This is a genomic window from Pectobacterium versatile, from assembly GCF_020166435.1.
Lineage (GTDB): Bacteria > Pseudomonadota > Gammaproteobacteria > Enterobacterales > Enterobacteriaceae > Pectobacterium > Pectobacterium versatile.
In genome coordinates, this window is record NZ_JAINZP010000005.1 from 152,436 (window position 1) to 178,605 (window position 26,170).

The following is a 26,170-nucleotide window of genomic DNA, read 5'->3' on the forward strand; positions in this document are numbered from 1 at the left end:
CAGCGCGGACTCTAACACGCTGTTTTCATACCGCAACTCCATGGCGGTAAAGTGACAAAAATCACACAACCACCCTACATCAACGATACAAATAGGTGATTTACTTCACAAAAAACCGTTAAAAATGAAAAACTAAACAGATTTTTAGACAAACACCGCGCCTTATATGTGATTTAAGTCACACTTTAACGACCTGTATTTGTTTTATTTATGTGATGTTAGTCACAATTTATTTTTACCCTCTCACCAACCACACGCATCTTATCCAGAATACCTATCCGCCATATCGCATCGCTAAAGCGTCGGAACATAGTCTCTTCTAGGGATAATTCACACCATTTATCCCTCTGAGCGCATTCACTACATTCTGCTGTTGCAGAGGTAACGCCGCTACCATGCTGTTATATTGCGCCACCTGCTGCGGCGTACGGAATTGCACAGACGCGCCGTTAAACACAGCTTGATCGCCCTGAGCCTGAAGGAAATCGCCGATCTGGATCAGGCTTTGTGCGAAGGCAATCGCATTCGGAATGGTGGGTAACAGCGCGTTGGTAGGCTGTATTACCGTGCGTGCATACAACCGCTCATAGGGTATTTGCACTTCTTCAGGCTGTTTTAACGTCCGATGGGCATTGTCTGCCTGCACTTTCGCCGCCTGCACATGCTGGCTCAACAGGTTCATTGCCCCAATGGATTGCCGAAGATCATCACGCTGTGTCAGATAGTCTTTAGGGACGCGAATACGGGAAATTTGCCCCAGCATCGGCGTTAAACTGCCGGACACCGCCTGATTAAACTGCTGAGAAAAAGTGGTTAATATCGCGTAATCGTTGGTAAAATTGCCAAAATTCTTCTTCTGCTCTTCCGTCAATGTCGGCAGCTTCCCATCCTGCTGCGACTGTACGCTTTGCAGGAACGCAACGAATGCCTTCCGCTGATCGGCTTCGCTGTCACCACAGGCAGCCAACTGCAATGCCGCCAGAATAACCAGAACTGGCAGCAGCCAGCGTGAACGGTACGTCATCAGCCTTCTCATTCCCTACTCCCGTTATGCTTACTGCCCCGCCAGCCGTGCTTTACTCAGACAAAAACACGCTGGCGACGGATTTTCCATGACAAGATTTTCTACGACATAAGCATAGTCGAATCAGGCTGGCTGTGCAGAAAAAGGCCAGCTCTGACAACGAATACCGATTGTTTAAGCATCGAGATACACGGGGCGACCACAGGGGTGAGGCGGGACGTTTTGCGACGCGGGAAAAAATAACCCCCGAACAGGCGAACCTACTCGGGGGTTAGTATTACGTAACGCTGTCGCCGTTATTGCAGGACGGAAATATCCGCAACCTGCAAGAACAGTTCGCGCAGTTGGCTCAGCAGCGTCAGGCGGTTCACTCGAACCTGCTCATCTTCCGCCATGACCATCACCTGATCGAAGAACGCATCGACAGGTTCACGCAGTGAGGCCAGCTCAACCAGCGCTTCCTGATAGCGACCTTCAGCAAACAGCGGCGTCAGTTTGTCGCGCAACACGACAAGGTGCGTTGCCAGCGTAATTTCCGCCGCGTCTTTCAATACGGCAGCATTGACGCTCTCGTTCAGCGTATCGGTAGACTTCGCCAGAATGTTGGAAACGCGCTTGTTAGCCGCTGCCAGCGCCGCTGCGGCATCCAGCGAACGGAAGTGGCTGACGGCTTTGACGCGGGCATCGAAATCAGCCGGACGGGTAGGACGACGCGCCAATACCGCCTGAATGGTATCCACGCTGTGGCCTTCTTCCTGATACCAAGCACGGAAGCGGCCGAGCATGAACTCAATCACGTCATCCACAACCTTGGCGTTAGACAGCTTATCGCCATACAAACGCACCGCTTCTTCGGTCAGCGTCTGCAAATCGAGCGGCAGACGTTTCTCGACGATGATGCGCAGCACGCCGAGAGCGGCACGACGTAGCGCAAACGGATCTTTGTCACCTTTCGGGTGTTGCCCGATGCCAAAAATCCCTGCCAGCGAATCCATCTTGTCGGCAATTGCCAGCGCACACGCCACCGCAGAAGACGGCAGTTCGTCACCCGCAAAGCGCGGCTGATATTGCTCATTCAACGCAACGGCAACATCTTCCGCTTCGCCATCATGACGCGCATAGTGCATCCCCATCACGCCCTGCGTGTCGGTGAATTCGAACACCATGTTGGTCATCAGGTCACACTTCGACAGCAGACCAGCACGCTTTGCGTGATCCACATCGGCACCAATCTGGCCAGCAACCCAGCCAGCCAGCGCCTGAATACGGTCAGTTTTGTCGCGCAATGAACCTAACTGCTGCTGGAACAAGACGGTTTCCAGACGCGGTAGGTGATCTTCCAAACGCTTCTTACGGTCGGTATTGAAGAAGAATTCGGCGTCAGCCAGACGCGGGCGCACCACTTTTTCGTTACCGGAAATAATCTGCTGTGGATCTTTGGATTCGATATTGGCAACAAAGATGAAGTTTGGCAGCAGATTGCCGCTGTTGTCGTAAACCGGGAAATACTTCTGGTCACCTTTCATGGTGTAAACCAGCGCTTCGGACGGCACAGCGAGGAATTTTTCTTCAAATTTCGCGGTCAGCACCACTGGCCATTCCACCAGCGAGGTGACTTCTTCCAGCAGGCTGTCGCTCAGATCGGCATTACCACCAATCTTGCGTGCAGCTTCTTCTGCATCAGCTTTGATTTTCGCTTTACGCGCATCGTAGTCGGCAACGACTTTACCGCGCTCCAGCAGAATCTGCGGATACTGTTCGGCATTATCGATCGTAAATTCAGCTTCACCCATAAAGCGGTGGCCGCGAATAGTACGAGCGGAATCGATACCCAATACCTGGCCAGGGATCAGTTCTTCACCCAGCAGCATGGTTACAGTGTGCACCGGGCGCACAAACTGCGTTTCTTTGTCGCTCCAGCGCATCAATTTTGGAATCGGCAACTTCGATAATGCGGTGCTTACCATGCCAGCCAGCAGCGCCTGCGCCTGTTCGCCTTTCGCGTGGGCGCGATACAGCAGCCACTCGCCTTTGTCAGTCGTCAAACGTTCAGCTTGCTCAACGGTGATACCACAGCCACGCGCCCAGCCTTCTGCTGCTTTGGTCGGTTTGCCTTCTGCATCAAACGCTTGTGAAATCGCCGGACCACGTTTTTCTACTTCACGATCGGGCTGAGACGCGCTTAAGCGTGCCACTTTCAGCGCCAAACGGCGCGGCGCGGCAAACCAGCTTACGTCACCGTGTGCCAGATTAGCGGCATCCAGCTCCGCAGTGAAATTCGCGGCAAAGGATTCTGCCAGATTACGGAGAGCCTTCGGCGGCAGCTCTTCCGTGCCAATTTCCACCAGAAAAGTCTTGTCAGTCATCGCTGCCTCTTAGCTCTCTTTCTTATTACACATCGGGAAACCCAGCGCCTCACGCGAGGCATAGTAGGCTTCCGCAACCGCTTTGGTCAGGGTACGAATACGCAGAATGTAGCGTTGGCGTTCGGTAACCGAGATCGCTTTACGCGCATCCAGCAGGTTAAAGCTGTGCGCCGCTTTCAGAATGCGTTCGTAAGCCGGTAAAGGCAGCGGTTTTTCCAGCGCCAGCAGATGCTGCGCTTCTTTCTCATATTGTTCGAAGCAGCTGAACAGGAAATCGACATCAGCGTGTTCAAAGTTGTAGGTCGATTGCTCGACTTCGTTTTGATGGAACACATCGCCGTAGGTGGTTTTCCCTAACGGGCCATCGCTCCAGACCAGATCGTAAACGCTATCGACGCCCTGAATGTACATCGCCAGACGTTCCAGACCGTAGGTGATCTCGCCGGTCACGGGTTTACATTCCAAACCGCCAACCTGCTGGAAGTAGGTAAACTGCGTGACTTCCATACCGTTCAACCAGACTTCCCAGCCCAGGCCCCATGCGCCCAGCGTCGGGTTTTCCCAGTTGTCTTCCACGAAGCGGATATCGTGAATGGTCGGATCCATGCCCAGCTCTTTCAGAGAACCGAGATACAGCTCCTGAATATTTTCCGGTGATGGCTTAATGACGACCTGAAACTGGTAATAGTGCTGTAAGCGGTTCGGGTTTTCACCATAGCGCCCATCGGTCGGACGACGAGAAGGCTGCACATAGGCAGCGGCCATCGGTTCTGGCCCCAGTGCCCGCAGGCAGGTCATTGGATGTGAAGTGCCTGCGCCGACTTCCATGTCCAATGGTTGAACAATGGTGCAGCCCTGGCGAGCCCAATAATCCTGTAACGTCAGGATCAGGCCCTGGAAGGTCTTGGTATCAAACTTTTGCATGTTGGATTCGCGCGCGATACAAGTGGATTTATAAGGAATGCGCCAGTATACCCTCTGACCGCAAGATATACAGCCAGAATGCGGCAACAAGTGCAAATCCCCCGTCATCATCTTTCAAATTTCAGGATCAGCCTGAAAAAACGGTCTGCAACATCTTCAGGCTCAGCAGCAACAGCAACGCGGCAAAGGCCTTCTTCAGCGTCGCCACGGGCAGACGGTGCGCCAGACGAGCACCAACGGGCGCGGTGAAGAAGCTGACGGCAGAAATCAGGAGAACGGCGGGCAGAGACACATAGCCGACGCTGTAGTCAGGTAATCCCGTCGTCGACCAGCCGTTAATCATGTAGCCCAGCGCGCCGGAAAGGGCGATCGGTAGCCCTACTGCTGCGGAGGTGCCAATCGCCTGCTGAATACGGACGTTACACCACGTCAGGAACGGCACGGTGAGCGACCCGCCGCCGATCGCCACCAGCGCCGAAATACTGCCAATCACCAATCCCGCCAGCGAAACGCCTGCCGTACCGGGCAACTGGCGCTGCGGTTTTGGTTTGATATTCAGCACCATTTGCAGCGAAACGTAGGCCATAAAGCAGGAAAAAAAGATCGCCAGCGCCCGTGTCGGTAACAGCGTCGCCAGCCAGGTGGCCGCGAATGTCCCGATCAGGATGGCAGGCGTAATCCGCATCACCACTGGCCAAAGCACCGCCTGATGCTGATGATGGGTACGCAGGCTGGAAATTGCCGTGACGACGATGGCCGCCATTGACGTTCCCAACGCCAGATGTACCAAATGTGTATTATCTACGCCCTGCGCAGCAAACAGCGCCGTCAGCACTGGCACCATAATGCCGCCGCCGCCAATGCCCAATAATCCCGCCATAAAACCTACTACCGCGCCTAATGCCAGATAGGCTGCTATCCACTCTACTGCCATTCCCTGTACCCCTGTCTCTGTCTATACCCGTCATACTTCAAGCTGCTTGTGCGTTGGCTGCCCTTACTCACCCCAGTCACTTACCTGAGTAAGCTCCTGGGGACTCGCGCGGTTGCCGCCTTCACGCAACTCGAATTATTTAGGGTATTGCTTTTCTTATGATCGATTAAACAGCCCTGAGCTGTTGGCAAAGCATTATTCACGATTCCGCGACGACTTTCCGCCCCATCCTCAAACGACTTTTCATATCTGCGAGCACGCCCGCAAAACACTGGTTGCATATACAGCACCGTAAATGCCATGATCGAAGCCTACTTGTAACAGACTGCCTTACAATGAACAGCTCACCATAATCAGGAGAAAGGTATGCAACGCTGCGGCTGGGTGACACAAGACACCTTATATCAGGATTATCACGATAACGAGTGGGGGAAGCCCTGCACCGACAGCCAGAAGCTGTTTGAGTTACTGTGTCTGGAGGGCCAGCAGGCCGGTCTTTCCTGGATCACCGTCCTGAAAAAACGCGAAGGCTATCGTCGTTGCTTCCACCAGTTCGATCCTGAGCAAGTGGCACAGATGACGCAGGATGACGTGGACCGGTTGGTGCAGGACAGCGGCATTATCCGCCATCGCGGGAAAATCGAGGCGATTATCACCAATGCAAAAGTGTGGGTGGAGATGGAAAGTCAGGGTGAGAGCTTCTCGCACTTCATTTGGTCTTTTGTCGAGCACCAACCGCGTCTCAATCACCCGGCTTCGCTCGCCGAGGTTCCCGCCAAAACGGACGTTTCAGATGCCATGTCAAAAGCCCTTAAGAAACGCGGCTTCAAATTTATCGGTTCAACCATCTGTTATGCCTTCATGCAGGCGGGTGGATTGGTCAACGACCATGTAACAGACTGCTTTTGTCATCAGGAAAGCCCCTCATGATTCGTCCTTACCTCGACCACGACCTTGCGCCGCTGATGCAGCTTTGGCTAAAGAGCACCACGCTGGCGCATCCGTTTATTCGTGAAGGTTTATTCATGAAGATGACGGGCGAGAAAGTGCCAGCGCGGTACGTGAGATCTATATTCCCGAGTCGCAAACCTGGGTTTATGAAGAGCAAGGAAGCCTCATCGGCTTTATCAGCGTGCTGGAGGCACGGTTCATCGGCGCGCTGTTTGTGGAACAAGCCTATTATGGCAAGCAGATTGGGACTGCGCTGATCCAGCATGTTCAGGCACAGTACTCCTTACTCAGTCTGGAAGTGTATCAGCAGAATACGCGCGCCTGCCGGTTCTACCATAAGCAGGGATTTGTCGTTGTTGAGGAAAACCTCAATCAGGATACACAGGCCACGGCGCTGATCATGCAGTGGACGAAATAGGGAGCAGCAGCCAACACCACTCCCTCCGATTCAATCGATCACCTCTGAGTCATCGACTCAACGGGAGATCAGAAGGTTGTCCAGTTATCGCTCCCGTTGTCCCGCGATGCTAGCGTCGGCAGGCGAGGCGCGGCCTTGCTGCCCGAATTCCCGTTACCGGTGTTCGACCCTTGCAGCCTTGGCAGACCCGCAACATCCGAATCAGAGATGCGGAAAACCGACATCAGTTTTGCCAACTTCGAGGCCTGTTCCTGCAACGAATTCGCCGCGGCAGAGGATTCGCTCACCATAGAGGCATTCTGCTGGATGGTGGTATCCATTTCAGCCACTGCACTGCCGATTTGTGCAATACCGCGGCTCTGCTCATCCGATGCTGAGGAAATTTCTCCCATGATGTCATTCACACGGCTCACAGAAGCCACAATGTCATCCATCGTCGTCCCCGCCTGAGAAACCAGCGCAGTTCCGGTATCTACGCGCGAAACCGATTCTGAGATCAGGCTTTCGATCTCTTTTGCCGCCTGTGAACTGCGCTGCGCAAGACTACGAACTTCACTGGCGACCACCGCGAAGCCTCGCCCTTGTTCACCGGCTCGGGCTGCTTCCACCGCGGCGTTCAATGCCAGAATATTGGTTTGGAACGCGATGCTATTAATCACCGTCGTGATATCAGAGATCTTCTTCGAACTCCCTGAAATATCGCTCATGGTGTTAATCACGCGGTTAATAATATCCCCGCCACGATTGGCATTGGTTGAGGCTTCTCCGGCAATCTGGCTGGCATGTCGGGCATTATCGGCGTTGTTCTTCACGGTAGCCGTTAATTCTTCCATGCTGGCTGCCGTTTCTACAATCGCCGCTGATTGCTGCTCAGTACGCGATGACAAATCATTATTGCCCGATGCGATGTCAGAAGAAGCGCTCTCAACGCTGTACACGCTTTGACGAATATCAGTCATTAAATGACGTAATTTCTCCGTCATCACCATCATGGCCGTCGTTAATTGTCCCAGTTCATCATGCCGTTCAACCGTGACAGTCGCTGAAAGATCGCCACCAGCAATCCGTTCTGCCAGCTTCAGGTTGGTGATAATAGGTCGGGTAATTTGTCGAGTAACAGACCATGCGATCAGTAAACCGAATACGATGGCAATCGCTCCTAGAATCAGCGTTTGCAGTACGGAGCTATTGATAATGTCATCATTCTTCGCGCCGAGCTTTTGCAGAATACTGCCGATATCGCTCGTCATTCTGTCTCCGGTTGCCCGGAATTTAACATCTGTCGTTTTTAACTGCCCCAGCCGCGCGTAATACTGCTCTGCCGTTTGATGATAATTTTCAAATGCTTGCCAAAATGTGTCTACAACGCGACGGCGATCGCCACTGACCGACGATGCCAATGCATCGTAGGCTACCTTAGATTCAGCGTAGACCTGCTTCTGCGCGTTAAACGCGGCTTCACTATTCTCTCGTTGTAAGGTGTAGGTGCTGTTGACCAGTTTCAGAAACAGCAGCGAGAGAGCGTCCTTCTGCGTAGACAACGCATTTTCATCCGCACCGACAGAGAGAGTAGTCATAAATGCCGTTAACGCATCGGAGGCATTCATCTGGCTGATTTTCTTTGCCGTCTCAACCACCGCATTTGCGGCAGTTTTCATGGTATTCAGATCGGTATCATAATCTGCAAAATCTTGATCAAGTTTTTTAAAATCAGACAGATATTCTGTTTCCCACGTGAGTGCTTTCGCTTTTTCTTTTTGCTGGCTTGCCTGACTAATGTAGGTATTGAGATTCTTGATATTGTCATCTGCAAAAGTGAATGAATATTTTACCCTCGCCATTTTTGACTGATCGAGATAGTGATTCATTTCATTCAAAATTGTCGTTTTAACATACAGATCGTGGATGATAAAAAATCGTACAGCGCCAACGCCAGACGCGATCATGACCAACAACAGGACAATCCCGAAACCGCCATACAGCTTATGAGAAACCTTGAGGTTACTCATAATCCTGGTAAAAAAATGCATTTCCGTCCCCCCCATTAACAAACCATGTCTAAAAATCGCCATGCCTAAAACATCCCGGTAGATAGGGTTATCGGTTTTTAACGGTAATGCTTTATCTGAAAATGAGTGATAGTAATCACAAAGGAAATATATTAATCAATTAACCACAAAGGGATTTCATGACTATCGTGGAGCACCCTGTATGCGGCGGTGATGCATCTATATGCGATCGTTCATCATACCCATCGTGCAAATCCCCCATTAATTACGGTTAACCTTGGGCAGATGCGGGGGCGGTATCGCTTGCAGTCTCTCGCCAGCTACGCGATTATTCGATGAGCTATTTCTACGTTAACTTCCTTAATCTGCTGGAGTTTGTGATGAAACCTAGCGTTATCCTGTATAAAAAAGTGGCTGACGATCTACGCGCTCGTTTAGACCAACACTTCACCGTCACTGAACTTGACGCCTTTCCCTCACTCGACCACCCCGCTCTGGCAACGGCCGAAGGCATCATTGGTTCCGGCGGTAAAGTCGATAAAGACTTCCTGCAACACGCACCGCGTTTACGCGCGGCTTCCACCATTTCTGTTGGTTACGACACCTTTAACGTCGACGCGCTGAATGAAAAAGGGGTGATTCTCATGCACACCCCAACCGTGCTGACGGAAACCGTAGCGGATACGGTTCTGGCACTGATGCTCGCCAGCGCACGCCGGGTCGTGGAAGTGGCTGAGCGGGTCAAAGCGGGTGAATGGAAAGGGGGCGTCGGCAGCGACTGGTTTGGCACTGACGTTCACCATAAAACCATCGGTATTCTGGGGATGGGCCGCATTGGTCTGGCCGTCGCGCAACGCGCCCACTTTGGTTTCAGCATGCCGGTTCTGTACAACGCGCGCCGCCATCACGCCGAAGCGGAGCAGCGTTTTAATGCCCGTCACTGCGATCTCGATACGCTATTGGCCGAGTCTGATTTCCTCTGTATCACGCTGCCGCTCACTGCGGAAACGCACCATCTCATTGGCCGCGAACAGCTGGCAAAAATGAAACCCAGCGCCATTTTGATTAATATCGGTCGTGGTGCCGTCGTGGATGAAGACGCGCTAACGGAAGCCCTGGTGAAAGGAACCATTCAGGGCGCGGGTCTGGATGTTTTTGTCAAAGAACCGCTGCCCGTCGATTCTCCGCTGCTGGATTTACCTAACGTGGTGGCGCTGCCGCACATCGGTTCTGCCACGCACGAAACCCGTTACGACATGGCTGCCTGCGCCGTTGACAACCTGATTGCCGCCCTGAGCGGTCAGGTCAAAGAAAACTGCGTGAATCCGCAGGTTTTGAAATAGCCTTAAGTCGACCTTAGCGCTGCGACGACGCTTTCGCAGCGCTGCTTTTCCCGCTCACCAAGCCCATCATCACACGCGAAACGCTGCGATTTCTCGCAAAAACCACGCTTTTTCCTAACTAAAAACTGGATAACCAATACCAGTATTGTTCTTTGCTGTTTCCTACCTCCTATGGAAGTATCGGCTGTAACGAGCGGTTAACGTCTTCTGCTGTATTCCCCGTTTCAGGACGTAATCGATACGCATATTCACCTGATAAAAAACAAATTTAATAAAAACCATCACATGTAGGGAAAACCATCGTGGCGACTTTTTTGCATCCTCATCAGAAACTCACTATTTTTGCCTCATTGCTCCTTCTGGGTGGTGCGCTGGGCGCACAGGCAGCGAACGACGCGCCGAAAATCGGCGGCACGCTAATTTATCTAGAGCAGCAGGCGCACACCAATCTCTATACGCCAGCAGGCGGGTTTTATCCGAACGGCGGCATCCTCAACCAGATCACCGATAAACTGACGTACCAGAACCCAGAAACGCTGGAGGTCGAACCGTGGATTGCGGAATCCTGGACCATTAACGCGGATAACACCGAATACACGTTCAAGATTCGTCCCGGCGTCAGCTTCTCTGACGGCACCCCGCTGGATGCCAACGCGGTAGCGAAAAACTTCGATACCTACGGCTTGGGGAATACAGCGCTCAACCAGCCGATTTCCGAGGTCATCAATAACTACCTGCGCAGTGAAGTCATCGATCCGCTCACGGTGAAATTTTACTTTAAGAAGCCGTCTCCGGGCTTTCTGCAAGGTACTGCGACCATCGGTTCCGGTCTGGTGTCTCTCAGTACGCTTGAACGTAATTTCAATCAGTTAGGCAATGCTAAAAACATTATTGGCTCCGGCCCGTTCGTGGTGAGCAGCGAGAAACTGGGACGCGAACTGAAACTGACCGCCCGTAAGGATTACAACTGGGCTCCGGTTAAATCGAAGCATCAGGGGCGTGCCTATCTGGACGGCATTACCTATCTGGTGACCCCGGAAGACAGCGTGCGTATTGGCGCGCTGGTATCGGGTCAGGCGGACTTCATTCGTCAGATCCAAGCCTATGATGAGAAACGGGTGCAGAGTCAGGGCTTCAATCTTTATGCCCCACCGACACGCGGCGTCAATAACAGCGTCGTATTCCGCCCGGATAACCCACTGGTCGCCGATATACGCGTGCGTAAAGCGCTGCTGCACGCCACCAACACCAAAGAGATCATTGATACGCTGTTCTCGGACAACTACCCACAGGCCACGTCACCGCTGGCTAAAACCGCCGCAGGCTATGTCGATCTCTCCAGCAAACTCACGTTCGATCCCGCGCAGGCCAACAAACTGTTAGATGAAGCAGGCTGGAAAACTGGTTCACAGGGATTGCGGCAGAAAGACGGCAAAACGCTGGAGCTAACCGCCTATGAATCCCTGCCGCAGCCGCAGAACAAAGAAACCCTACAGCTGGTTTCTCAGCAGTGGGCAAAAGTCGGCGTAAAGCTGAACGTGCTGGCGGGTGACGCAGGCAGCAAGACCGTCGATAGCCTCGATCCGCTGAAAACGGGCGTTGCTCCAGCGATGGTAGGCCGTGCCGACCCAGATGTACTGAAAAGCCAATATTACCCGACGGTACGCAACGTCCTGCTGCAAAAAGGCGGCTCCAGCGACAAGGTGAACACCTTTGTCGATACGCATCTTAATACGCTGCTGGATGGCATCGCCGCTGAGACCGACCGCAGCAAGCGACTGGCGCTGGTCGGAGAGGTACAGAGCTACCTGATCGATCAGGCCTACGTCATCCCTATTTTTGAAGAGCCGCAGGTGTTTGCGGGCGCGCCCACCACAAAAGGCATCGCGTTTGAAGCCGTTGGTCGCCCCAGCTTTTACAACACCTGGCTGGATAAGTAACACAGAAGAAAGAGGGAGGAGATCATCATGAACCGATATCTGGCACTGCGCATCGGTCAGGCACTGCTCGTCCTGTGGGCGGCATTCACCCTGTCTTTTATCCTGCTTCAGGCGATGCCGGGTGATGCCGTACTGATCAAGTTTCAAAACCCAGAGCTCGGCCTGAGCGCCGAGCAGATCGCGCAGCTGCGTTTATCCTACGGTGCCGATACGCCGGTGCTCACGCAATATTTTCATGCGATAACCCAGATATTACGTGGCGATCTCGGCCTCTCTCTTCAGGCTGGCGTGCCCGTCACCGAGCTTATTTCCGCGAATCTGCCACCCACGCTGCTGCTCGCGGTGCTGGGTTTCATCGCCGCCGGGCTGTTGGCGTTCGCCCTCGCGTTCTTATCAACGCTGACGCCGTTTCAGTGGCTGCGAACCGCACTGCAATCGCTGCCATCACTGTTTGTTTCCGTGCCGACCTTCTGGCTCGGCATTGTGTTGATTCAGATCTTTTCTTTTCGTCTGGGGCTGATTCCCGTCATTAACCCCGGCGAATGGGAAGGGCTGATTTTGCCGGTTCTCACGCTGGCGCTGCCGATCTCCGCCCCGCTCGCTCAGGTGCTGATGCGCAGCATCGATCAGGTGCAAACCCAACCGTTTGTTGCGGTAGCCCGTGCGAAAGGGGCCAGCCGCAGCGGCGTGCTCTGGCGACATATCGCCCGTAACGCGATGCTGCCCACGCTGACCATCGCCGGTTTGCTGCTGGGCGAGCTGATTGCGGGGGCGCTGATTACCGAAACTGTGTTTGGGCGTAACGGGCTCGGTCAGTTGACGCAAGAAGCCGTGAACTATCAGGACAGCAGCGTATTACAGGCCATCGTGCTGATTTCCGCCGCCGCCTTTGTCGTCGTCAATTTGGTCGTCGACCTGCTCTATCCCTTTCTCGATCCGCGCCTGAAAAGAACGCCAGGAGCCACGCTATGACTACCGTACAACTGGAAAAAATCACATTTCCTCTTCTGCGTAAGCGACCGCTTCTGCGTCGCTACGCCTTTCAGCCGGGGCTGGCGCTAGCCTGGCTGGTCATGCTGACCGTCGTACTCTGGGCGCTGTTTCCCGGCTGGTTTACCAGCTATAGCCCGACAGAAGGCATCGCGGGCGCACAGCGGCTGGCACCTGACGCCGACTACTGGCTCGGCACCGACCAACTGGGGCGCGATCTCTATGCGCGCATTGTTTATGGCGCGGTGCACTCACTTTCCGGCGCGTTTATCGCCGTCGGGCTAGGTCTGGTGCTCGGCAGCCTGTTCGGCTTATTGGCAGGTGCAGTCGGCGGCTGGCTGGATAGCGTCGTGATGCGCAGTATCGATGTCTTGCTGGCCATTCCCGGCCTGCTGCTGGCACTGAGCGTCATCATCCTGTTGGGTTTCGGCACGGTTAACGCCGCGATTGCCGTGGGCGTCACCTCCGTTGCCAGCTTCACACGACTGGTGCGTTCAGAAGTGCTGCGCGTACGCCACAGCGACTACGTCGAAGCCGCCTATGGCAGCGGCGGCACCTTTTTCAGCGTGCTGTGGCGACATATTCTGCCGAATTCACTGACCACCGTTTTCGCCTTTGCCGCTCTGCAATTCGGCAGCGCGATTCTGGCCATCTCCACACTGAGCTTCCTTGGCTATGGCGCACCGCCGCCCACGCCGGAATGGGGTCTGCTGATTGCCGAAGGCCGCAACTACATCGCAACCGCCTGGTGGCTAACCACCTTCCCCGGCCTGATTGTCGTGTTAGTTGTGCTGTCCGCTAACCACATCAGCCAGTCGATCAGGAGGACGGAACGATGAGCCTATCAGCCAGCTTACAAACCAGCGCAGCCGTGCCTGTGTTGGCTCTGGAGAATGTCACGATTGCCTATCGCAGTGACGATCGCGAGCAGACGGTGGTCGAAGGCGTCTCTTTCCATATTCAGCCCGGTGAAGTGGTGGCGCTGGTAGGGGAATCCGGTTCAGGGAAAACGACTACCGCTCAGGCCGTCATCGGTTTACTCGCCGAAAACGGCAGGTTAACGCGCGGCGCCATTCGGCTAAACGGCGTGGATATCAGCGGCTGGTCGCAAAAACGATTGGATAGCGTGCGCGGTGCACAGATCAGCCTGATCCCGCAGGATCCCACCAGCTCACTGAATCCGGTGCAAACCATCGGAGAGCAAGTGGATGAAATTCTGCGGATTCACCAGCGGGAAGATCGCCAGACTACCCGCCAGAAAACGCTGGCGCTGCTGGAGCGCGTGGGGCTAAACCAGCCGGAACTGCGGGCGAAACAGTACCCGCACGAGCTGTCCGGCGGAATGAAACAGCGCGTCCTGATCGCCATTGCGATTGCGTTGAAGCCCGCGCTGATTATTGCTGACGAACCTACCAGCGCGCTGGATGTCACGGTGCAGAAACGTATTCTCGATCTGCTTGATGAACTGCGGCGCGAAAATGGCACGGCGGTGCTGTTCGTGACTCACGATCTGGGCGTAGCCGCCGAACGTGCCGATCGCCTGCTGGTGTTCCAGAACGGCTACATTCAGGAGCAAGGCCCAACGCTTGAGGTATTAAGCGCGCCGTCAAGCCACTATGCCCGCACGCTGCTGGCGAATGTTCCGTCGCTAAACCCAAGCCCACGTCCACAACGTGCCCCTACATCTGCATCTGACATTATTGTCTCGGTCGAAAATTTGGTGCAGACCTTTCCCCTGTCGGGTCGTAAAGGGGAACATTTTCGGGCGGTGGATGACGTCTCTTTCAGCGTGGCGCGCGGCACAACGCACGCCATTGTGGGCGAATCCGGTTCCGGTAAAACCACCACGGCGCGCAGTCTGCTCGGATTCCACCATCCCAGCGCCGGGCGCATTCTGATCGACGGCACCGACATCACTCACCTGAAAAGTGAAGCGCTGCGTCAGTTCCGGCAAAAAATTCAGTTGGTCTATCAAAACCCTTTTGGCTCACTCGATCCGTCACAGCGGTTATATGACATCGTCGAGGAGCCGCTGCGCAATTTTAATCGCCATACCGCCGCGCAGCGGGAACGAAAAATTCATGAGATGTTCGAGCGCGTTGCCCTGCCGGTAGCGCTGCTATCACGCAAGCCGCGTGAACTGTCCGGCGGACAGCGCCAACGTGTCGCCATCGCGCGGGCGCTGGTGCTGGAACCACAGGTACTGGTGCTGGACGAAGCGGTTTCGGCACTGGATGTCACCGTGCAGGCGCAGATTCTGCGTTTACTGACCGAGCTACAGGAATCACTGGGGCTGACGTACCTGTTCATTTCGCACGATTTGGCGGTAGTACGCCAGATCGCCGACACCGTTTCCGTGCTGTATCACGGCAAGCAGCTTGAATCCGGCCCAGTGGAACAGATCTTCGCCCAGCCCGAACATCGCTATACCCGTGAACTCATCGAGGCCATCCCCGGACAGCAACACCCGGCTTTTGCCCGTTTTCACCCTCCTCATATTCACACTGAACCCACATTCGCACTAAACCAAGGACTGTAGAATGGCAACGAAACGTCTGGGATTTTTCACGCGATTACTGGATGACGTCTCCGCCCAGCAGCGCTATCGGCTGGCGACGGAACAGATCGTCAAAGCCGAACAATTAGGCTTCGACAGCGCCTGGGTCGCACAGCACCACTTTCACGCGGATGAAGGCGGATTGCCGTCACCGCTGGTGTTTCTGGCACTGGTCGCCGCACGCACCCAACGCATCCAGCTCGGCACTGGCGTGATTACGCTGCCGATGGAAGAACCGCTGCGCGTAGCGGAAGACACCGCCGTGCTCGATTTACTCAGCAACGGCCGGCTGGAAGTCGGCGTGGGTTCTGGCGGTACACCATCCTCATTCGCCGCATTTGGTCACGACAGCGCGCAGCGCGGACAGATCCTCGGGCGCTATCTGGAAAAACTGCGCGCCGCGTGGCGAGGGGAAGCCTTGAGCGAAGACGGTAATCAGCTCTACCCTGCCGCGCCGCATTTGGATAAGCGCGTCTGGCAGGCCACGTTTTCCATCGAAGGTGCGGAGCGTGCCGGTAAAGCAGGCGATGGCCTGATGCTTTCCCGTACCCAGCCGCGCCCGGAACATTTCCCGGACGCCACGCTCGCCGATCTACAAAACACAATGATCGATGCCTATTTGGCCGCGCTGCCCGATGGTGTCGCACCGCGCATCCTCAGCTCACGTAGCGTTTTCGTGGCTGACGATCGTCAATTAGCACTGAGTCTGGCAGAGAAAGGACTTAATCGTTCCGCCGCCCGTTCGGGCACGTTCCGCCCGATTCCTCACGACTCGGTGGAGGCGCTGATCGCCTCCTTCGATAGCCATGTTGGCACCGCGCAAGATGTCATCGCGTCACTGCGGGCAGACAGCTCGCTGGAGCGCGCGACCGATGTGACATTCCAGGTGCACTCCATCGATCCGCCGCATGCGCTGATCCTTCGCTCGCTTGAACTGATAGCGACTCAGGTCGCCCCCGCTTTGGGCTGGAAGCCCGCCGTCAAACAGAAAAGCCCAATCGGGCAGGAGATTGCATGACGCACGCTAACACGTTACACACCCATGACGTACTGGATGCGCTGGCTGAAATCAGCCCGGATTCGGCACTCGCCGACGCCAGAAAAACCCGCGATGCGGCAACTCGCCACACCCAAGGCAGCTACGATGCGCTGTTTAACGCCGACGCCGCAGACAATGCGACATTACCGCTATCGCTACGCTTCTGGTTTGCGACAAAAATCAGCGGCTGGCAGCAGGATGAGCAGCTACAACATTTTTATGCCGAGCGGCTAGCGGACTTCCCTGAACCCTCGCTGACACCCGCGCTACAGCTGGCGCTGGATCATGCCGAACGCCTGACGAAAACGCCCGTGCAAGCCTCGGCGTCCCACGTCAATGCGCTGGAGCAGGCGGGCTGGTCGGTAGATGACATCGTGACGCTGTCGCAGCTCATTGCGTTTGTGAATTTTCAAAGCCGACTGCTGCGCGGCTATCGCCTGATTGCCGGTCATCGCATCAGCCAACCGCATTCGCAGGCCGCCGTTGCAGGCCAGTGGCATACCCAACCGCAGACGCACAGCGGTAAGTCTGCGCCGCAGGCATTCACTCAGGCGGAACTGGATTGGGAACCGTGGATCGCGCCCAAACCGCTGGCAGCATTTAATGCGGATGAGCAGGCGATTCTGGCGCGCTTCGGCCACACCCATTCCGACTATTTCCGTTTGCTAGGGCGCAACCTTCCGGTGCTGGAACAGCGCACGCTGACGGATAAAGGGATTTTCTATACCGCTGGCGGCCTGCCACGTAAAGAGCGCGAACTGATTGCCGCCGTCACCAGCAAGGTCAACGGTTGCATCTACTGCGCCTCAGTACATGCACGTAAAGCCAGCCAGCTCTCCAAGCAGGACAGTGACGTACAGCGACTGCTGGACGTCGTCCCCAGCGGCGATTTGAGCATCGGCCAAAGTCCACGCTGGCAGGCGATTATCGATTTCTCGGCACGCCTTTCCGCCACGCCCGCACAGGTCAACGCCAACGACCTGAAGCAGCTGCAAGAACAGGGGTTAGATGCGCTGGAGATTGTCGATGTGGTGCAGTCAGCGGCCTTCTTCTCATGGGCCAACCGACTGATGCTCACGCTAGGTGAACCGTTCTGGCCAGAGCATTAATACTCAAGCGGTCTGTTTCATCATTTTAATAAACAGACCGAGCTATTTTCAAAAAATATATCTCACTGCGAATTTATTTAGTATCCATATAATTAAAATTCGCATAATTAAATACATTACCCCCCGCTTACTCATGTTTCTGAAAACCATCCCCCCTACCCACAAGTGAAGTGAATATAAATTTTTTTATTTAATTCATTTTTTCAATTTAATCAGTGGAAGAAAAAACAAAATAAACTACAGTTTAATTACTGGCGAAACTTAACCAGAAAAAACCCATCGACTAACATTAATAGAAAGGAAATTATTATGATTGGTATTTTAAAATATGCAGGAAATCAAGAATTAGCATTAGGTGTCTCCGATCAGCAAAAAGATGCCCAAGCGGTTCTTCTGCGTGCAGACTCTTCTCTCGATAAAATCCTGTGGAATTTGGATAGTAGAACAGGAGTAATTTCACTGGCGATAAGTGACGGGGCTCTAGCGCTGGCAATTAAAAACAAAGCTATTGCCAGCGGTACAGATCTCGTTTTGCAGTTAACCAATCAGAATGAAGTAACTCAAAAGTGGGATTTTTCGAGCAAACCTGGATTTATTTTTAGCCAAGCGAATAAATCCTATGTTATCGACGATGATACCCGTGGTGGTGCGGGCACACGCGTTCAGCTATTTGATTTTAATGGTTCAATCGCTCAGCAATGGAAATTCGTTCCTATTGATAGAATCTCTGCATTAGCTAGCGAATAAAATAAACTGATATATATCACGCTACATCAGTTTAAAAACCATCTTATTTTAATAAGATGGTTTTTGGTTTTTATAATCTGCTCATAAGTATGAGTTGATAATGAATAAATTATCTAAAAGCAATACGATGCACTTATTCGAGCACTGCTTCACCATTGTCTGATTCATTCCTCTCACTAAAATTCTACGATAACCAATCAGGCGGCATGGCATTCGTGACGCCTGTTGTTACCTATTTTTCGTCCTACTTCATGGCATTACCGCTGTTGATTCAAGAGGAAAAGGATAAAGCACTCGCACCAGGGTTTGAAGCCGCGCATGGGGAATACCGTGGTATGGGTTTCATCATGTTTGGCACACGTATCGGGATTCCTTTATACCTGCGGGCGCGATTGATTCGACGCTACAGAGCTATCGACACTGCCTTAATCTTATGAGTATTCTCGATGCAAAACGAATTTAATGCACCGTAATCAAACATTTTCACACAATGACAGCGAAAAAATGAGATGCACAAACTTAATGACTTAGAAAGCTGGTTAATCAATCAGTTGCCGGAAGTAGCAGAAGACCTCAACCCCGGTGCAACGCACGACGAGCTTGATGCTTTTATACAGCACATCGGCGTGGCAGTACCGGAAGATTTTCTGACGTTGTACCGCTGGCACAACGGACAGCGTATGGCGCAGAAAACCGGCCTGTGGTACGGCCTAAGCTTTTTACCTCTTGCACGCGTCATGCAAGAGGTCGATGGATGGCGAGAGGTTGTGAACACATCGAGTGATGACGATCTCGCCAGTTTGAATGACGCCATGTCATCCACACCTCCCAGCTACGTAAAGCGCCTCTATGCCAATCCACTATGGGTCCCCTTCGCGTATGACTGGGGCAGCAACTATCTAGCTATCGATCTGGATCCCGATACGCAAGGCACGCGTGGACAGGTGATCAACTGCGGACGTGACGAAGAAAGAAAAATTGCCATCGCCCCCAGTCTCGATGCTTTCGTCCACTGGATGATGGAAGAGCTACACGCAGGCAACGTCAACATCCGTGTTGAGGATGACGGTGGCCGGAGTTTCAACACACTGCGGCCAGAGAAATACCATTTTCTCGATTCATTGGCTGCCATATTTAACGATACACCACCGCCAGCAGATACTTCAACAACATCAGGAAAATCAATCTGGTCCTGGCTCTGGAAGCGTCAATAAACGCCCCTTATTGGCATATCTCCACTAGGCTACGCAGCAAGCATGATCCACGATACAGGCACAATACCATGATAAAACGCTTCTCCCTCACACTCACCTTATTAACGCTTTCCGCATCGTCACTGGCGCAAGATACTCTGCCAGACGCGGTGAAGAGTATCGAAAAACAGGGCATTACGATCATCAAACCCTTCACTGCACCCAGTGGCATGCAAGGCTGGCTGGGCAGCTATCAGGGCGTAGGGGTAACCATCTACTTAACGCCGGATGGTAAGCATGCTATTTCGGGTTATATGTATGATGAACACGGCAACAACCTGAGCGAAGCGCTGATTCAACAGGAAGTGTATATTCCTGCTGGTCGTGAGATGTGGCAGAAATTACAGCAGGCGCCGTTTATCACCGAAGGAGCGAAGGACGCGCCGCGTAAAATCATCGTCTTTGCCGACCCGTTCTGCCCGTACTGCAAACAGTTCTGGCAGCAGGCACAGCCGTGGGTGAAAGCAGGAAAAGTCCAACTGCAAACGCTGCTGGTCGGCGTCATTAAACCGGAAAGCGGGCGTTATGCCGCGGCGATTCTTGCCGCCAGCGATCCGGCTAAAGCCTGGCATGAATATGAGCTATCAAACGGCAAAACGGTGCCTCCGTTCCCCGAAGCATCATCCCGCGATATCTGGAATAACATTCAGCTTAATCAGCGGCTCATGGATGAATTAGGCGCGAACGTCACGCCTGCCATCTATTACCTGAATGATAAGGATGAGCTACAGCAGGTGGTTGGATTGCCGGATGAAAAGCAGCTAGCGGAGATGATGGGGAAATAAACACAGGAGGGAATATCCCTCCTGATGTTTTCTCTTAGCGGTGCGACCAGTAAGCCATAAAGTTGATCGTCTCTTTATCAAGGTGGCGCTCATCAAGCAGATAGCGGCGTAGCCGTTTGATGGCAGATGATTCCCCCGCCGCCCAGGCGTAAAACGGGCGCGCTGCCGTTGCCCGCTCCCACAGTAGTTCGTCTTCCGGCGTCTCCGGTGCGATCTCATCACGGTTTGTACAGGCGCTAGCGGGAATCTTCACATCCTGTTGCACCGCAGCCAGCAGGCGTTCGCCCCATACCGTACTGCTGGTTTCCTCACGCGGTAACCAGTGAATCTGGGCAAAAGTGAACTCGCCCGACGTCACGCAGTCGCTCACTTTTGGCACTTCAAAAAAAGCCTGTACCGACGGTGGAGAAGGCTGGGTCGCCAACTGTTCAAGAATCCCCATGGCCGCTGGTAGCGCCGTTTCATCCGCAATCAGCAACACCTGCTCAATACTCTTGTGTGGTGCCCACTCATAGCCACCGCTGTCGCCATCAGCCTCTGCGTTGGGAGCAACAATTTGTAGCGCATCACCCGGATTCGCGTGATGTGCCCAGCTTGAGGCTGGCCCAGTGTCACCGTGCAGCACAAAATCGATCGTTGCCTGCTGTGACTCACGTGAGACGGAACGCAGCGTATAAGTGCGCAAAATCGGACGGTGCTCGCGTGGAAGCGCCAGATAGTCCTGATACCAAGTGTCGCTCACAGCCATAGTCGTCAGCTCTCCGCTTTCACTGGCAAGCAACAGTTTGATGCGCTGATCCGGCGCGTCCAGTTTCATCTGGCTCACTTCCGAGCCAACGAACACACAGCGAACTAATGAAGGAGAGAGCAGCGTCTTGCTCTCTAAACGTAAATTGAACAACCGATAAGCTGAAGACGTCGTGCGGTTAGCTAAAGACATAGTAAGAAAGCCGGTATGTTTTGTAAGGGAAAAAGCCAGTAGGAGGGATGAAAACCCATCCAACGAAACTTATCATAAATAAAATAATAACGATAATCATTACCATTCTTTCATTTCAAAATACTGAGACATACACAACGAAGAAGCCCAAGCTGGCCTTCGTTGTATCGGCCTAACCTCATCCTCTGGTTTCAGCCTTTAACTCCTTACACGTTATATGCAGGAGGGTAGTGGGAATTAACATTAAGCTACGTCATTTCTAATAACCATAAGTGGTATATCGATTATTTATGATCTTACGAAATTGCCAATCATCATAATTATTTTAATTAAAATAAATAATTTTTTAGCATCAAAAAAAATGAAAACCATCATTAACAGGACTTACTTCCCTGTTATGTTAAACATAGGCGTATGGATAATAGAAATTGAGCCTAACTCTGGGTTCATAATAAAAAGGAATACACTATGTCTAATCAATACAGCGTTGAGTTTATCAACAAATCAAGTAATTCTGGTAATGTGGCAATTTTCCAAAAAGCGCCTGACCAGAAAGCGAGGAATATTTTTTCACTAGCGTGGTTCAGCAAATTCGTGAATCCGAACGTGCATGAAACGTTTCGCTGGAACATTGATTATTCTTTCGTTTGGTCAGATACCGGAGAAGTCAAACCTGGCGTTATTTTTGAAGGTGGTGAAGAAATTCCTGCCAACCTTCAATCAGCCAATACTATTTTATTGGATTACAACGGGGGATATCTCTTTGGTCCGACATCCTTCACTGGCCAAGCAGGCTCACTCTATATTGATGAAAGTGGTAATGTCCCACTCAAGCAGGCCGCTGTTGGCATCGGGATGAGCAACGCAGGGACGTTCGTGCAAGCAGCACAGCCAAATTTGCATCTTGAGTTTATTCCACATCCTTCCTACTGGATTGTATTTGGTAACTATGAAGAAGGTGAAATTCTGGATGTTGAGCAAATCAGTGATGCCGTTGAATTAGTGTTCGAACCCAATATTTACAACGTTGTCGCTACACTGCAACAAAACAATACCTGGATTGTTTCCTGATCCAGCAATCGGAAGGCAGGTAGACTCCTGCCTTCCTCACTTTATCTTTTGGAGAAATAATATGTCTGATATCTATATCATTGATCAAGGTGTACCAAGCGGCCCTTTCAATCAGGCTCAGGCAGAAAAGGAATTAGAAGATTATCTTGAAAAGAACCGCTACGCCAATATGAAGCAAGCAATGAATGACATTACATCTGGAAAAGGAAAAGCGACGGGCAGCTACACTTATGACGGTCATCCCGTGCTACACGCCTCTTCAGGCAATGATCAAAAAAGCGTAAGTATCTTTTTCTACCATACCGGAACAGATGATTATCTGATCGCAATGGGAGAACATACAACCTCAACGTCTTACCTATTAAGTGATTTTGGACAAAAATCCGGAGATTTCAAACTCGGTAAAACCATTAGTCTTTAACAATAAGTGATAACTAAAAAGCATCCAATTTTTTGTTGGATGCTTTTTAGTTATCAACGATATTCATGGGATTTTATTTACACACTGTCTTCTTGATATTAGCCACTTGCCTTACGCCAAGGTTATATATTTTAGCAACTTCCGTCCGCGACTTCCCTCTATCTAATAAATTGATAATTTCACGATTGCGTAACTGCCTGTCAATATTTTTAGCATGAGGAACATCGATACTTAAACCACCAAATTCCTGGCATAATCTTTCGACAGCCCTCCCATTAATATCTACGCAAAAACACTTCGGTGATTTTGGAATATATTTACACTGACCACCAAATAATTGTGAAAAGATATAAGCATCCTCCAACCCCATGATATCAATTAACTCCTGAAATTGATCGGGTAGCTTCTTTATATCGAGTCCATAGAAAAAATCATTAAGTGCTGTACTTTCTTTATAGCTCATAGAATCATTCCTTGTGTTGTTCCTGTGATTTGGATGAAATCACACTTACAACAATCAAACGATGGGGAAACAATTCATGCTATAGATTATTTTTATCTTTAAGACAAGCGGCCGCACGGCGTTCTTCATCAGTAACGAGAAAACGATAGGACATCCTATTTCTGTAAAGAACGATGAGTGAGAAAAATAATCTTTTGAGATAGAGTCTTTCATTAGCAATAAATTAAATTCCAACAAAACCATTAGATGATAATTTATTAATTAACTATCCAATTGTGTTTAAAACGATGAATGATCTATTTATTGACGAAAAATAAAGGATCAGCTCACAGGACAAGTACCATTTGAAAAAATCAACTAGGCCATGTGCTTTCCCGCATACAAAAAGGCTGGCCAAATAGCTCACTATTCAACCAGCACATTTTCGTTTTCCAGAAAAGCAGCAAACCCGCTTCCCTATACTATTACCGCATCGTCACAAACTCTTCCGACGCAGTCGGGTGAATGGCAACGGTGTTGTCGAAGTCTTTCTTGGTTGCTCCCATTTTGACAGCGACCGCAAAGCCTTGCAGCATTTCGTCCATACCAAAACCGATACCGTGGATGCCGACGATTTTTTCTTCCTTGCCCACGCAGACCAGCTTCATGCGGCACGGCTGGCGGTGTTGCGTAACGGCGGTGTACATCGCGGTGAAGGCAGATTTGTACACTTTCACCTGATCGTCACCGTACTGCTCACGCGCCTGCGGCTCGGTCAGCCCGACCGTGCCAATCGGCGGGTGGCTGAAGACGACGGTCGGGATATTGCTGTAATCCAGATACTCGTCCGGCTTGTTGTTAAACAGGCGTTCGGACAAACGACGCCCTGCGGCGACAGCAACCGGCGTTAGCTCAACAGCGCCAGTGTTATCGCCCACCGCGTAAATGCCAGAAACGTTAGTGTTCTGGAATTTATCGACATTGATGTAGCCCTTGTCGTTCAGTTCCACACCGGTGACGCTCAGGTTCAGGTTATCCGTCGCCGGTTCACGGCCAATCGCCCAAATCAGGCAATCGACGGTTTGTGATTGACCGTTTTCCAGCTCCAGCGTCAGGCTGCCATCAGCATTCTTCACAATCGCTGTCGGGATCGACTCGGTATGCAGCGTCGGCCCTTCGGTGTTCATCACTTCCACCAGCGTATCGACAATCAGCGGATCAAAGCTGCGCAGCGGTGCATGTTTACGTACAAACAGGTGGGTTTCAGAGCCCAACCCATTCAGCACCCCAGCAATCTCCACCGCGATATAACCAGCACCGACAATCGCGGTACGCTTCGGCAGCGCATCCAGTTCAAAGAAACCGTCGGAATCAATGCCGTATTCCGCACCAGGAATATCAGGGTGAACCGGACGACCGCCCGTCGCAATCAGGATATGATCAGCCGTAATTTTCTCGCCGTTCACTTCCACCGTGTGCGCATCGACAAAGCGGGCAAAACCGTGGATAACGTCGACCTTATTCTTACCCAGCACGTTGTCGTACGACTGGTGAATGCGATCGATGTAGGCGCTACGGTTCTTAACCAGCGTGCCCCAGTTAAACTGGTTTACCGTGGTATCGAACCCGTAATCAGGCCCGTACTGATGGATCGCTTCGGCAATCTGCGCCGCATGCCACATCACTTTCTTCGGCACACAGCCGACGTTGACGCAGGTGCCACCCAGATATTTTGCTTCGATCAACGCACATTTTTGTCCATACATCGCCGCGCGGTTGATAGACGCGATACCGCCGCTGCCGCCGCCAATAGCAAGGTAGTCATAGTGTTTGGTCATCAGTGTATCCATGCTTAAGTGAATAAAATTTGCCTAGAGTGTAACGCCAGAGCCATACGCCGAATAAAGGTTATGCCTATGGTTGCGATAGGAAAAACCGACCGCGTCGCCCACCGCAATCGCGTGTATTACTCTGGTACGATTTGCTCCACCAGCGTATGTCCGGTGCCTTCCGGTACCAGCACGCTATGCAACCACGGCAGCACACTCTTCATCTGAGATGCCAGCTTCCACGGCGGGTTAATCACAATCATGCCAGACGCCGTCATGCCATAGCGATCGCTGTCTGGCCGCACTGCCAGCTCAATTTGCAGAATGTTGCGAATGCCCGTGGCTTCCAGCTCTTTCAGCATGCGTTTGATGTGCTGACGCAGCACCACCGGATACCACAGCGCAAATACGCCTGTGCCAAAGCGTTTATGCCCTTCCTGAATGCCTTTCACCACGGCCTGATAGTCCGTTTTCAGCTCATAAGGTGGATCGATCAGCACAAATCCCCGACGGGAAAGCGGCGGCAGCTGTGATTTCAACTGCTGGTAGCCATCGTCACGCAGCACTTTGGTGCGCGAATCTTTCTGGAATTCATTGCGCAGCAGCGGGAAATCGCTAGGGTGAAGTTCGGTCAGGTGGAGCTTGTCCTGTTCACGCAGCAGCTGGCGGGCAATCAGCGGGGAGCCGGGGTAATAGCGCAGCCGCCCATTGTGGTTATAGGTGTGCACGGCCTGCATGTAAGGTTCGAGTTCAGCCGGAATGTCGTCACGCTGCCAGATTTTCGCGATGCCATCCAGATACTCCCCCGTGCGCTCGGCGTGTTCGCCGCTGAGCTGATAGCGGCCAGCACCCGCATGGGTATCGAGATACAGGAAAGGTTTTTCTTTCTCTTTCAGGGCAGTGATGATCAGGCTCTGAACGGTGTGTTTCAGCACGTCGGCGTGATTGCCGGCATGGAAACTGTGGCGGTAACTTAGCATATTTCATATACCATATTGATTTATAATAATTTTAACCTGTGATGATTTCATGAAAATGCATTTATTACCCCACAGATTACCCCACAGCTCTTTGCACG

23 protein-coding genes and 1 pseudogene are annotated in these 26,170 nt (G+C 52.2%); 15 read left to right on the top strand and 9 right to left on the bottom strand.

The genetic code is table 11. From position 1 onward, the window contains the following. Positions 1-319: 319 nt before the first annotated feature. From K7X24_RS08605 to K7X24_RS08620, 4 genes are all read right to left on the bottom strand, one after another. Positions 320-1,024: a DUF3053 domain-containing protein gene (locus K7X24_RS08605; RefSeq protein WP_224554291.1), complete on the bottom strand. Its 705-nt coding sequence runs from the start codon at positions 1,022-1,024 to the stop codon at positions 320-322. Between the two features lie 296 nt (positions 1,025-1,320). Next, positions 1,321-3,390 (bottom strand): glycine--tRNA ligase subunit beta, encoded by a 2,070-nt coding sequence (gene glyS, locus K7X24_RS08610; RefSeq protein WP_039508356.1) that lies wholly within the window; start codon positions 3,388-3,390, stop codon positions 1,321-1,323. A 9-nt stretch (positions 3,391-3,399) separates the two neighbouring features. Next, entirely contained in the window at positions 3,400-4,314 is a 915-nt protein-coding gene (gene glyQ, locus K7X24_RS08615) for a glycine--tRNA ligase subunit alpha (protein ID WP_010296573.1), read from the bottom strand. A gap of 127 nt (positions 4,315-4,441) precedes the next feature. Further along, entirely contained in the window at positions 4,442-5,248 is an 807-nt protein-coding gene (locus tag K7X24_RS08620; RefSeq protein WP_224554293.1) for a sulfite exporter TauE/SafE family protein, read from the bottom strand. 366 nt (positions 5,249-5,614) lie between these two features. Here K7X24_RS08620 and K7X24_RS08625 point away from each other — a divergent pair, with 366 nt between their 5' ends. Together K7X24_RS08625 and K7X24_RS08630 are read left to right on the top strand one after the other, a co-directional pair. Next, positions 5,615-6,178 carry a DNA-3-methyladenine glycosylase I gene (locus K7X24_RS08625; RefSeq protein WP_224554294.1) on the top strand — a complete coding sequence of 188 codons (564 nt, stop codon included), beginning with the start codon at positions 5,615-5,617 and terminating at the stop codon, positions 6,176-6,178. Then, positions 6,175-6,617, top strand: a pseudogene (locus K7X24_RS08630) (N-acetyltransferase). Before K7X24_RS08625 ends, K7X24_RS08630 begins: the two are co-directional and overlap by 4 nt. A 68-nt stretch (positions 6,618-6,685) precedes the next feature. Here the strand turns inward: K7X24_RS08630 and K7X24_RS08635 are convergent. Continuing rightward, positions 6,686-8,647, bottom strand: a complete 1,962-nt coding sequence (locus K7X24_RS08635; protein WP_224554296.1) for a methyl-accepting chemotaxis protein — start codon at positions 8,645-8,647, stop codon at positions 6,686-6,688. A gap of 359 nt (positions 8,648-9,006) precedes the next feature. Here K7X24_RS08635 and ghrB point away from each other — a divergent pair, with 359 nt between their 5' ends. The 11 genes from ghrB to dsbG all read left to right on the top strand — a co-directional run bounded on the left by ghrB (position 9,007) and on the right by dsbG (position 20,389). Further along, complete coding sequence (gene ghrB / locus K7X24_RS08640; protein WP_039508492.1) at positions 9,007-9,969, top strand: glyoxylate/hydroxypyruvate reductase GhrB; 963 nt, start codon at positions 9,007-9,009, stop codon at positions 9,967-9,969. Positions 9,970-10,271: 302 nt separating this feature from the next. Beyond that, the gene (locus tag K7X24_RS08645) at positions 10,272-11,909 is read left to right on the top strand and encodes a TIGR04028 family ABC transporter substrate-binding protein (RefSeq protein ID WP_010296560.1); all 1,638 of its coding nucleotides are present in this window, start codon (positions 10,272-10,274) and stop codon (positions 11,907-11,909) included. A gap of 27 nt (positions 11,910-11,936) precedes the next feature. After that, a complete protein-coding gene (locus K7X24_RS08650) occupies positions 11,937-12,881 on the top strand; it encodes an ABC transporter permease (protein ID WP_224554299.1) in 945 nt (314 codons plus the stop codon). Continuing rightward, positions 12,878-13,738 carry an ABC transporter permease gene (locus K7X24_RS08655; protein WP_224554300.1) on the top strand — a complete coding sequence of 287 codons (861 nt, stop codon included), beginning with the start codon at positions 12,878-12,880 and terminating at the stop codon, positions 13,736-13,738. Before K7X24_RS08650 ends, K7X24_RS08655 begins: the two co-directional genes overlap by 4 nt. Further along, positions 13,735-15,438 carry a dipeptide ABC transporter ATP-binding protein gene (locus tag K7X24_RS08660; RefSeq protein WP_224554302.1) on the top strand — a complete coding sequence of 568 codons (1,704 nt, stop codon included), beginning with the start codon at positions 13,735-13,737 and terminating at the stop codon, positions 15,436-15,438. The genes K7X24_RS08655 and K7X24_RS08660 overlap by 4 nt, the downstream gene beginning before the upstream one ends. A gap of 1 nt (position 15,439) precedes the next feature. Next, a complete protein-coding gene (locus K7X24_RS08665; RefSeq protein ID WP_211025490.1) occupies positions 15,440-16,474 on the top strand; it encodes a putative FMN-dependent luciferase-like monooxygenase in 1,035 nt (344 codons plus the stop codon). Further along, complete coding sequence (locus K7X24_RS08670) at positions 16,471-17,604, top strand: alkylhydroperoxidase domain protein (protein WP_224554304.1); 1,134 nt, start codon at positions 16,471-16,473, stop codon at positions 17,602-17,604. The genes K7X24_RS08665 and K7X24_RS08670 overlap by 4 nt, the downstream gene beginning before the upstream one ends. A gap of 309 nt (positions 17,605-17,913) precedes the next feature. Continuing rightward, positions 17,914-18,351 carry an RICIN domain-containing protein gene (locus K7X24_RS08675; protein WP_224554306.1) on the top strand — a complete coding sequence of 146 codons (438 nt, stop codon included), beginning with the start codon at positions 17,914-17,916 and terminating at the stop codon, positions 18,349-18,351. A 206-nt stretch (positions 18,352-18,557) separates the two neighbouring features. Then, positions 18,558-18,788 carry a hypothetical protein gene (locus K7X24_RS08680; RefSeq protein ID WP_224554308.1) on the top strand — a complete coding sequence of 77 codons (231 nt, stop codon included), beginning with the start codon at positions 18,558-18,560 and terminating at the stop codon, positions 18,786-18,788. 72 nt (positions 18,789-18,860) lie between these two features. Further along, positions 18,861-19,565, top strand: coding sequence for an SMI1/KNR4 family protein (locus K7X24_RS08685; protein WP_224554310.1), 705 nt, complete (start codon positions 18,861-18,863; stop codon positions 19,563-19,565). Positions 19,566-19,633: 68 nt separating this feature from the next. After that, positions 19,634-20,389 carry a thiol:disulfide interchange protein DsbG gene (gene dsbG, locus K7X24_RS08690; RefSeq protein WP_224554312.1) on the top strand — a complete coding sequence of 252 codons (756 nt, stop codon included), beginning with the start codon at positions 19,634-19,636 and terminating at the stop codon, positions 20,387-20,389. Between the two features lie 34 nt (positions 20,390-20,423). On the opposite strand, the gene K7X24_RS08695 is transcribed toward dsbG, so the two are convergent. Continuing rightward, positions 20,424-21,329 (bottom strand): siderophore-interacting protein, encoded by a 906-nt coding sequence (locus K7X24_RS08695; protein WP_224554314.1) that lies wholly within the window; start codon positions 21,327-21,329, stop codon positions 20,424-20,426. Positions 21,330-21,797: 468 nt separating this feature from the next. Here K7X24_RS08695 and K7X24_RS08700 point away from each other — a divergent pair, with 468 nt between their 5' ends. After that, complete coding sequence (locus K7X24_RS08700) at positions 21,798-22,400, top strand: RhiA (RefSeq protein WP_224554316.1); 603 nt, start codon at positions 21,798-21,800, stop codon at positions 22,398-22,400. Between the two features lie 61 nt (positions 22,401-22,461). Beyond that, positions 22,462-22,821: a hypothetical protein gene (locus tag K7X24_RS08705; protein WP_224554318.1), complete on the top strand. Its 360-nt coding sequence runs from the start codon at positions 22,462-22,464 to the stop codon at positions 22,819-22,821. Between the two features lie 73 nt (positions 22,822-22,894). Here the strand turns inward: K7X24_RS08705 and K7X24_RS08710 are convergent, their stop codons facing one another. The 3 genes from K7X24_RS08710 to K7X24_RS08720 all read right to left on the bottom strand — a co-directional run bounded on the left by K7X24_RS08710 (position 22,895) and on the right by K7X24_RS08720 (position 26,072). After that, the gene (locus K7X24_RS08710) at positions 22,895-23,284 is read right to left on the bottom strand and encodes a helix-turn-helix domain-containing protein (RefSeq protein ID WP_224554321.1); all 390 of its coding nucleotides are present in this window, start codon (positions 23,282-23,284) and stop codon (positions 22,895-22,897) included. A gap of 464 nt (positions 23,285-23,748) precedes the next feature. Next, positions 23,749-25,101 (bottom strand): glutathione-disulfide reductase, encoded by a 1,353-nt coding sequence (gene gorA, locus K7X24_RS08715; RefSeq protein WP_224554322.1) that lies wholly within the window; start codon positions 25,099-25,101, stop codon positions 23,749-23,751. A 128-nt stretch (positions 25,102-25,229) separates the two neighbouring features. Then, on the bottom strand, positions 25,230-26,072 hold the full coding sequence (locus K7X24_RS08720; protein WP_103160431.1) for a 23S rRNA (adenine(2030)-N(6))-methyltransferase RlmJ: 843 nt from the start codon (positions 26,070-26,072) through the stop codon (positions 25,230-25,232). Between the last annotated feature and the right edge of the window lie 98 nt (positions 26,073-26,170).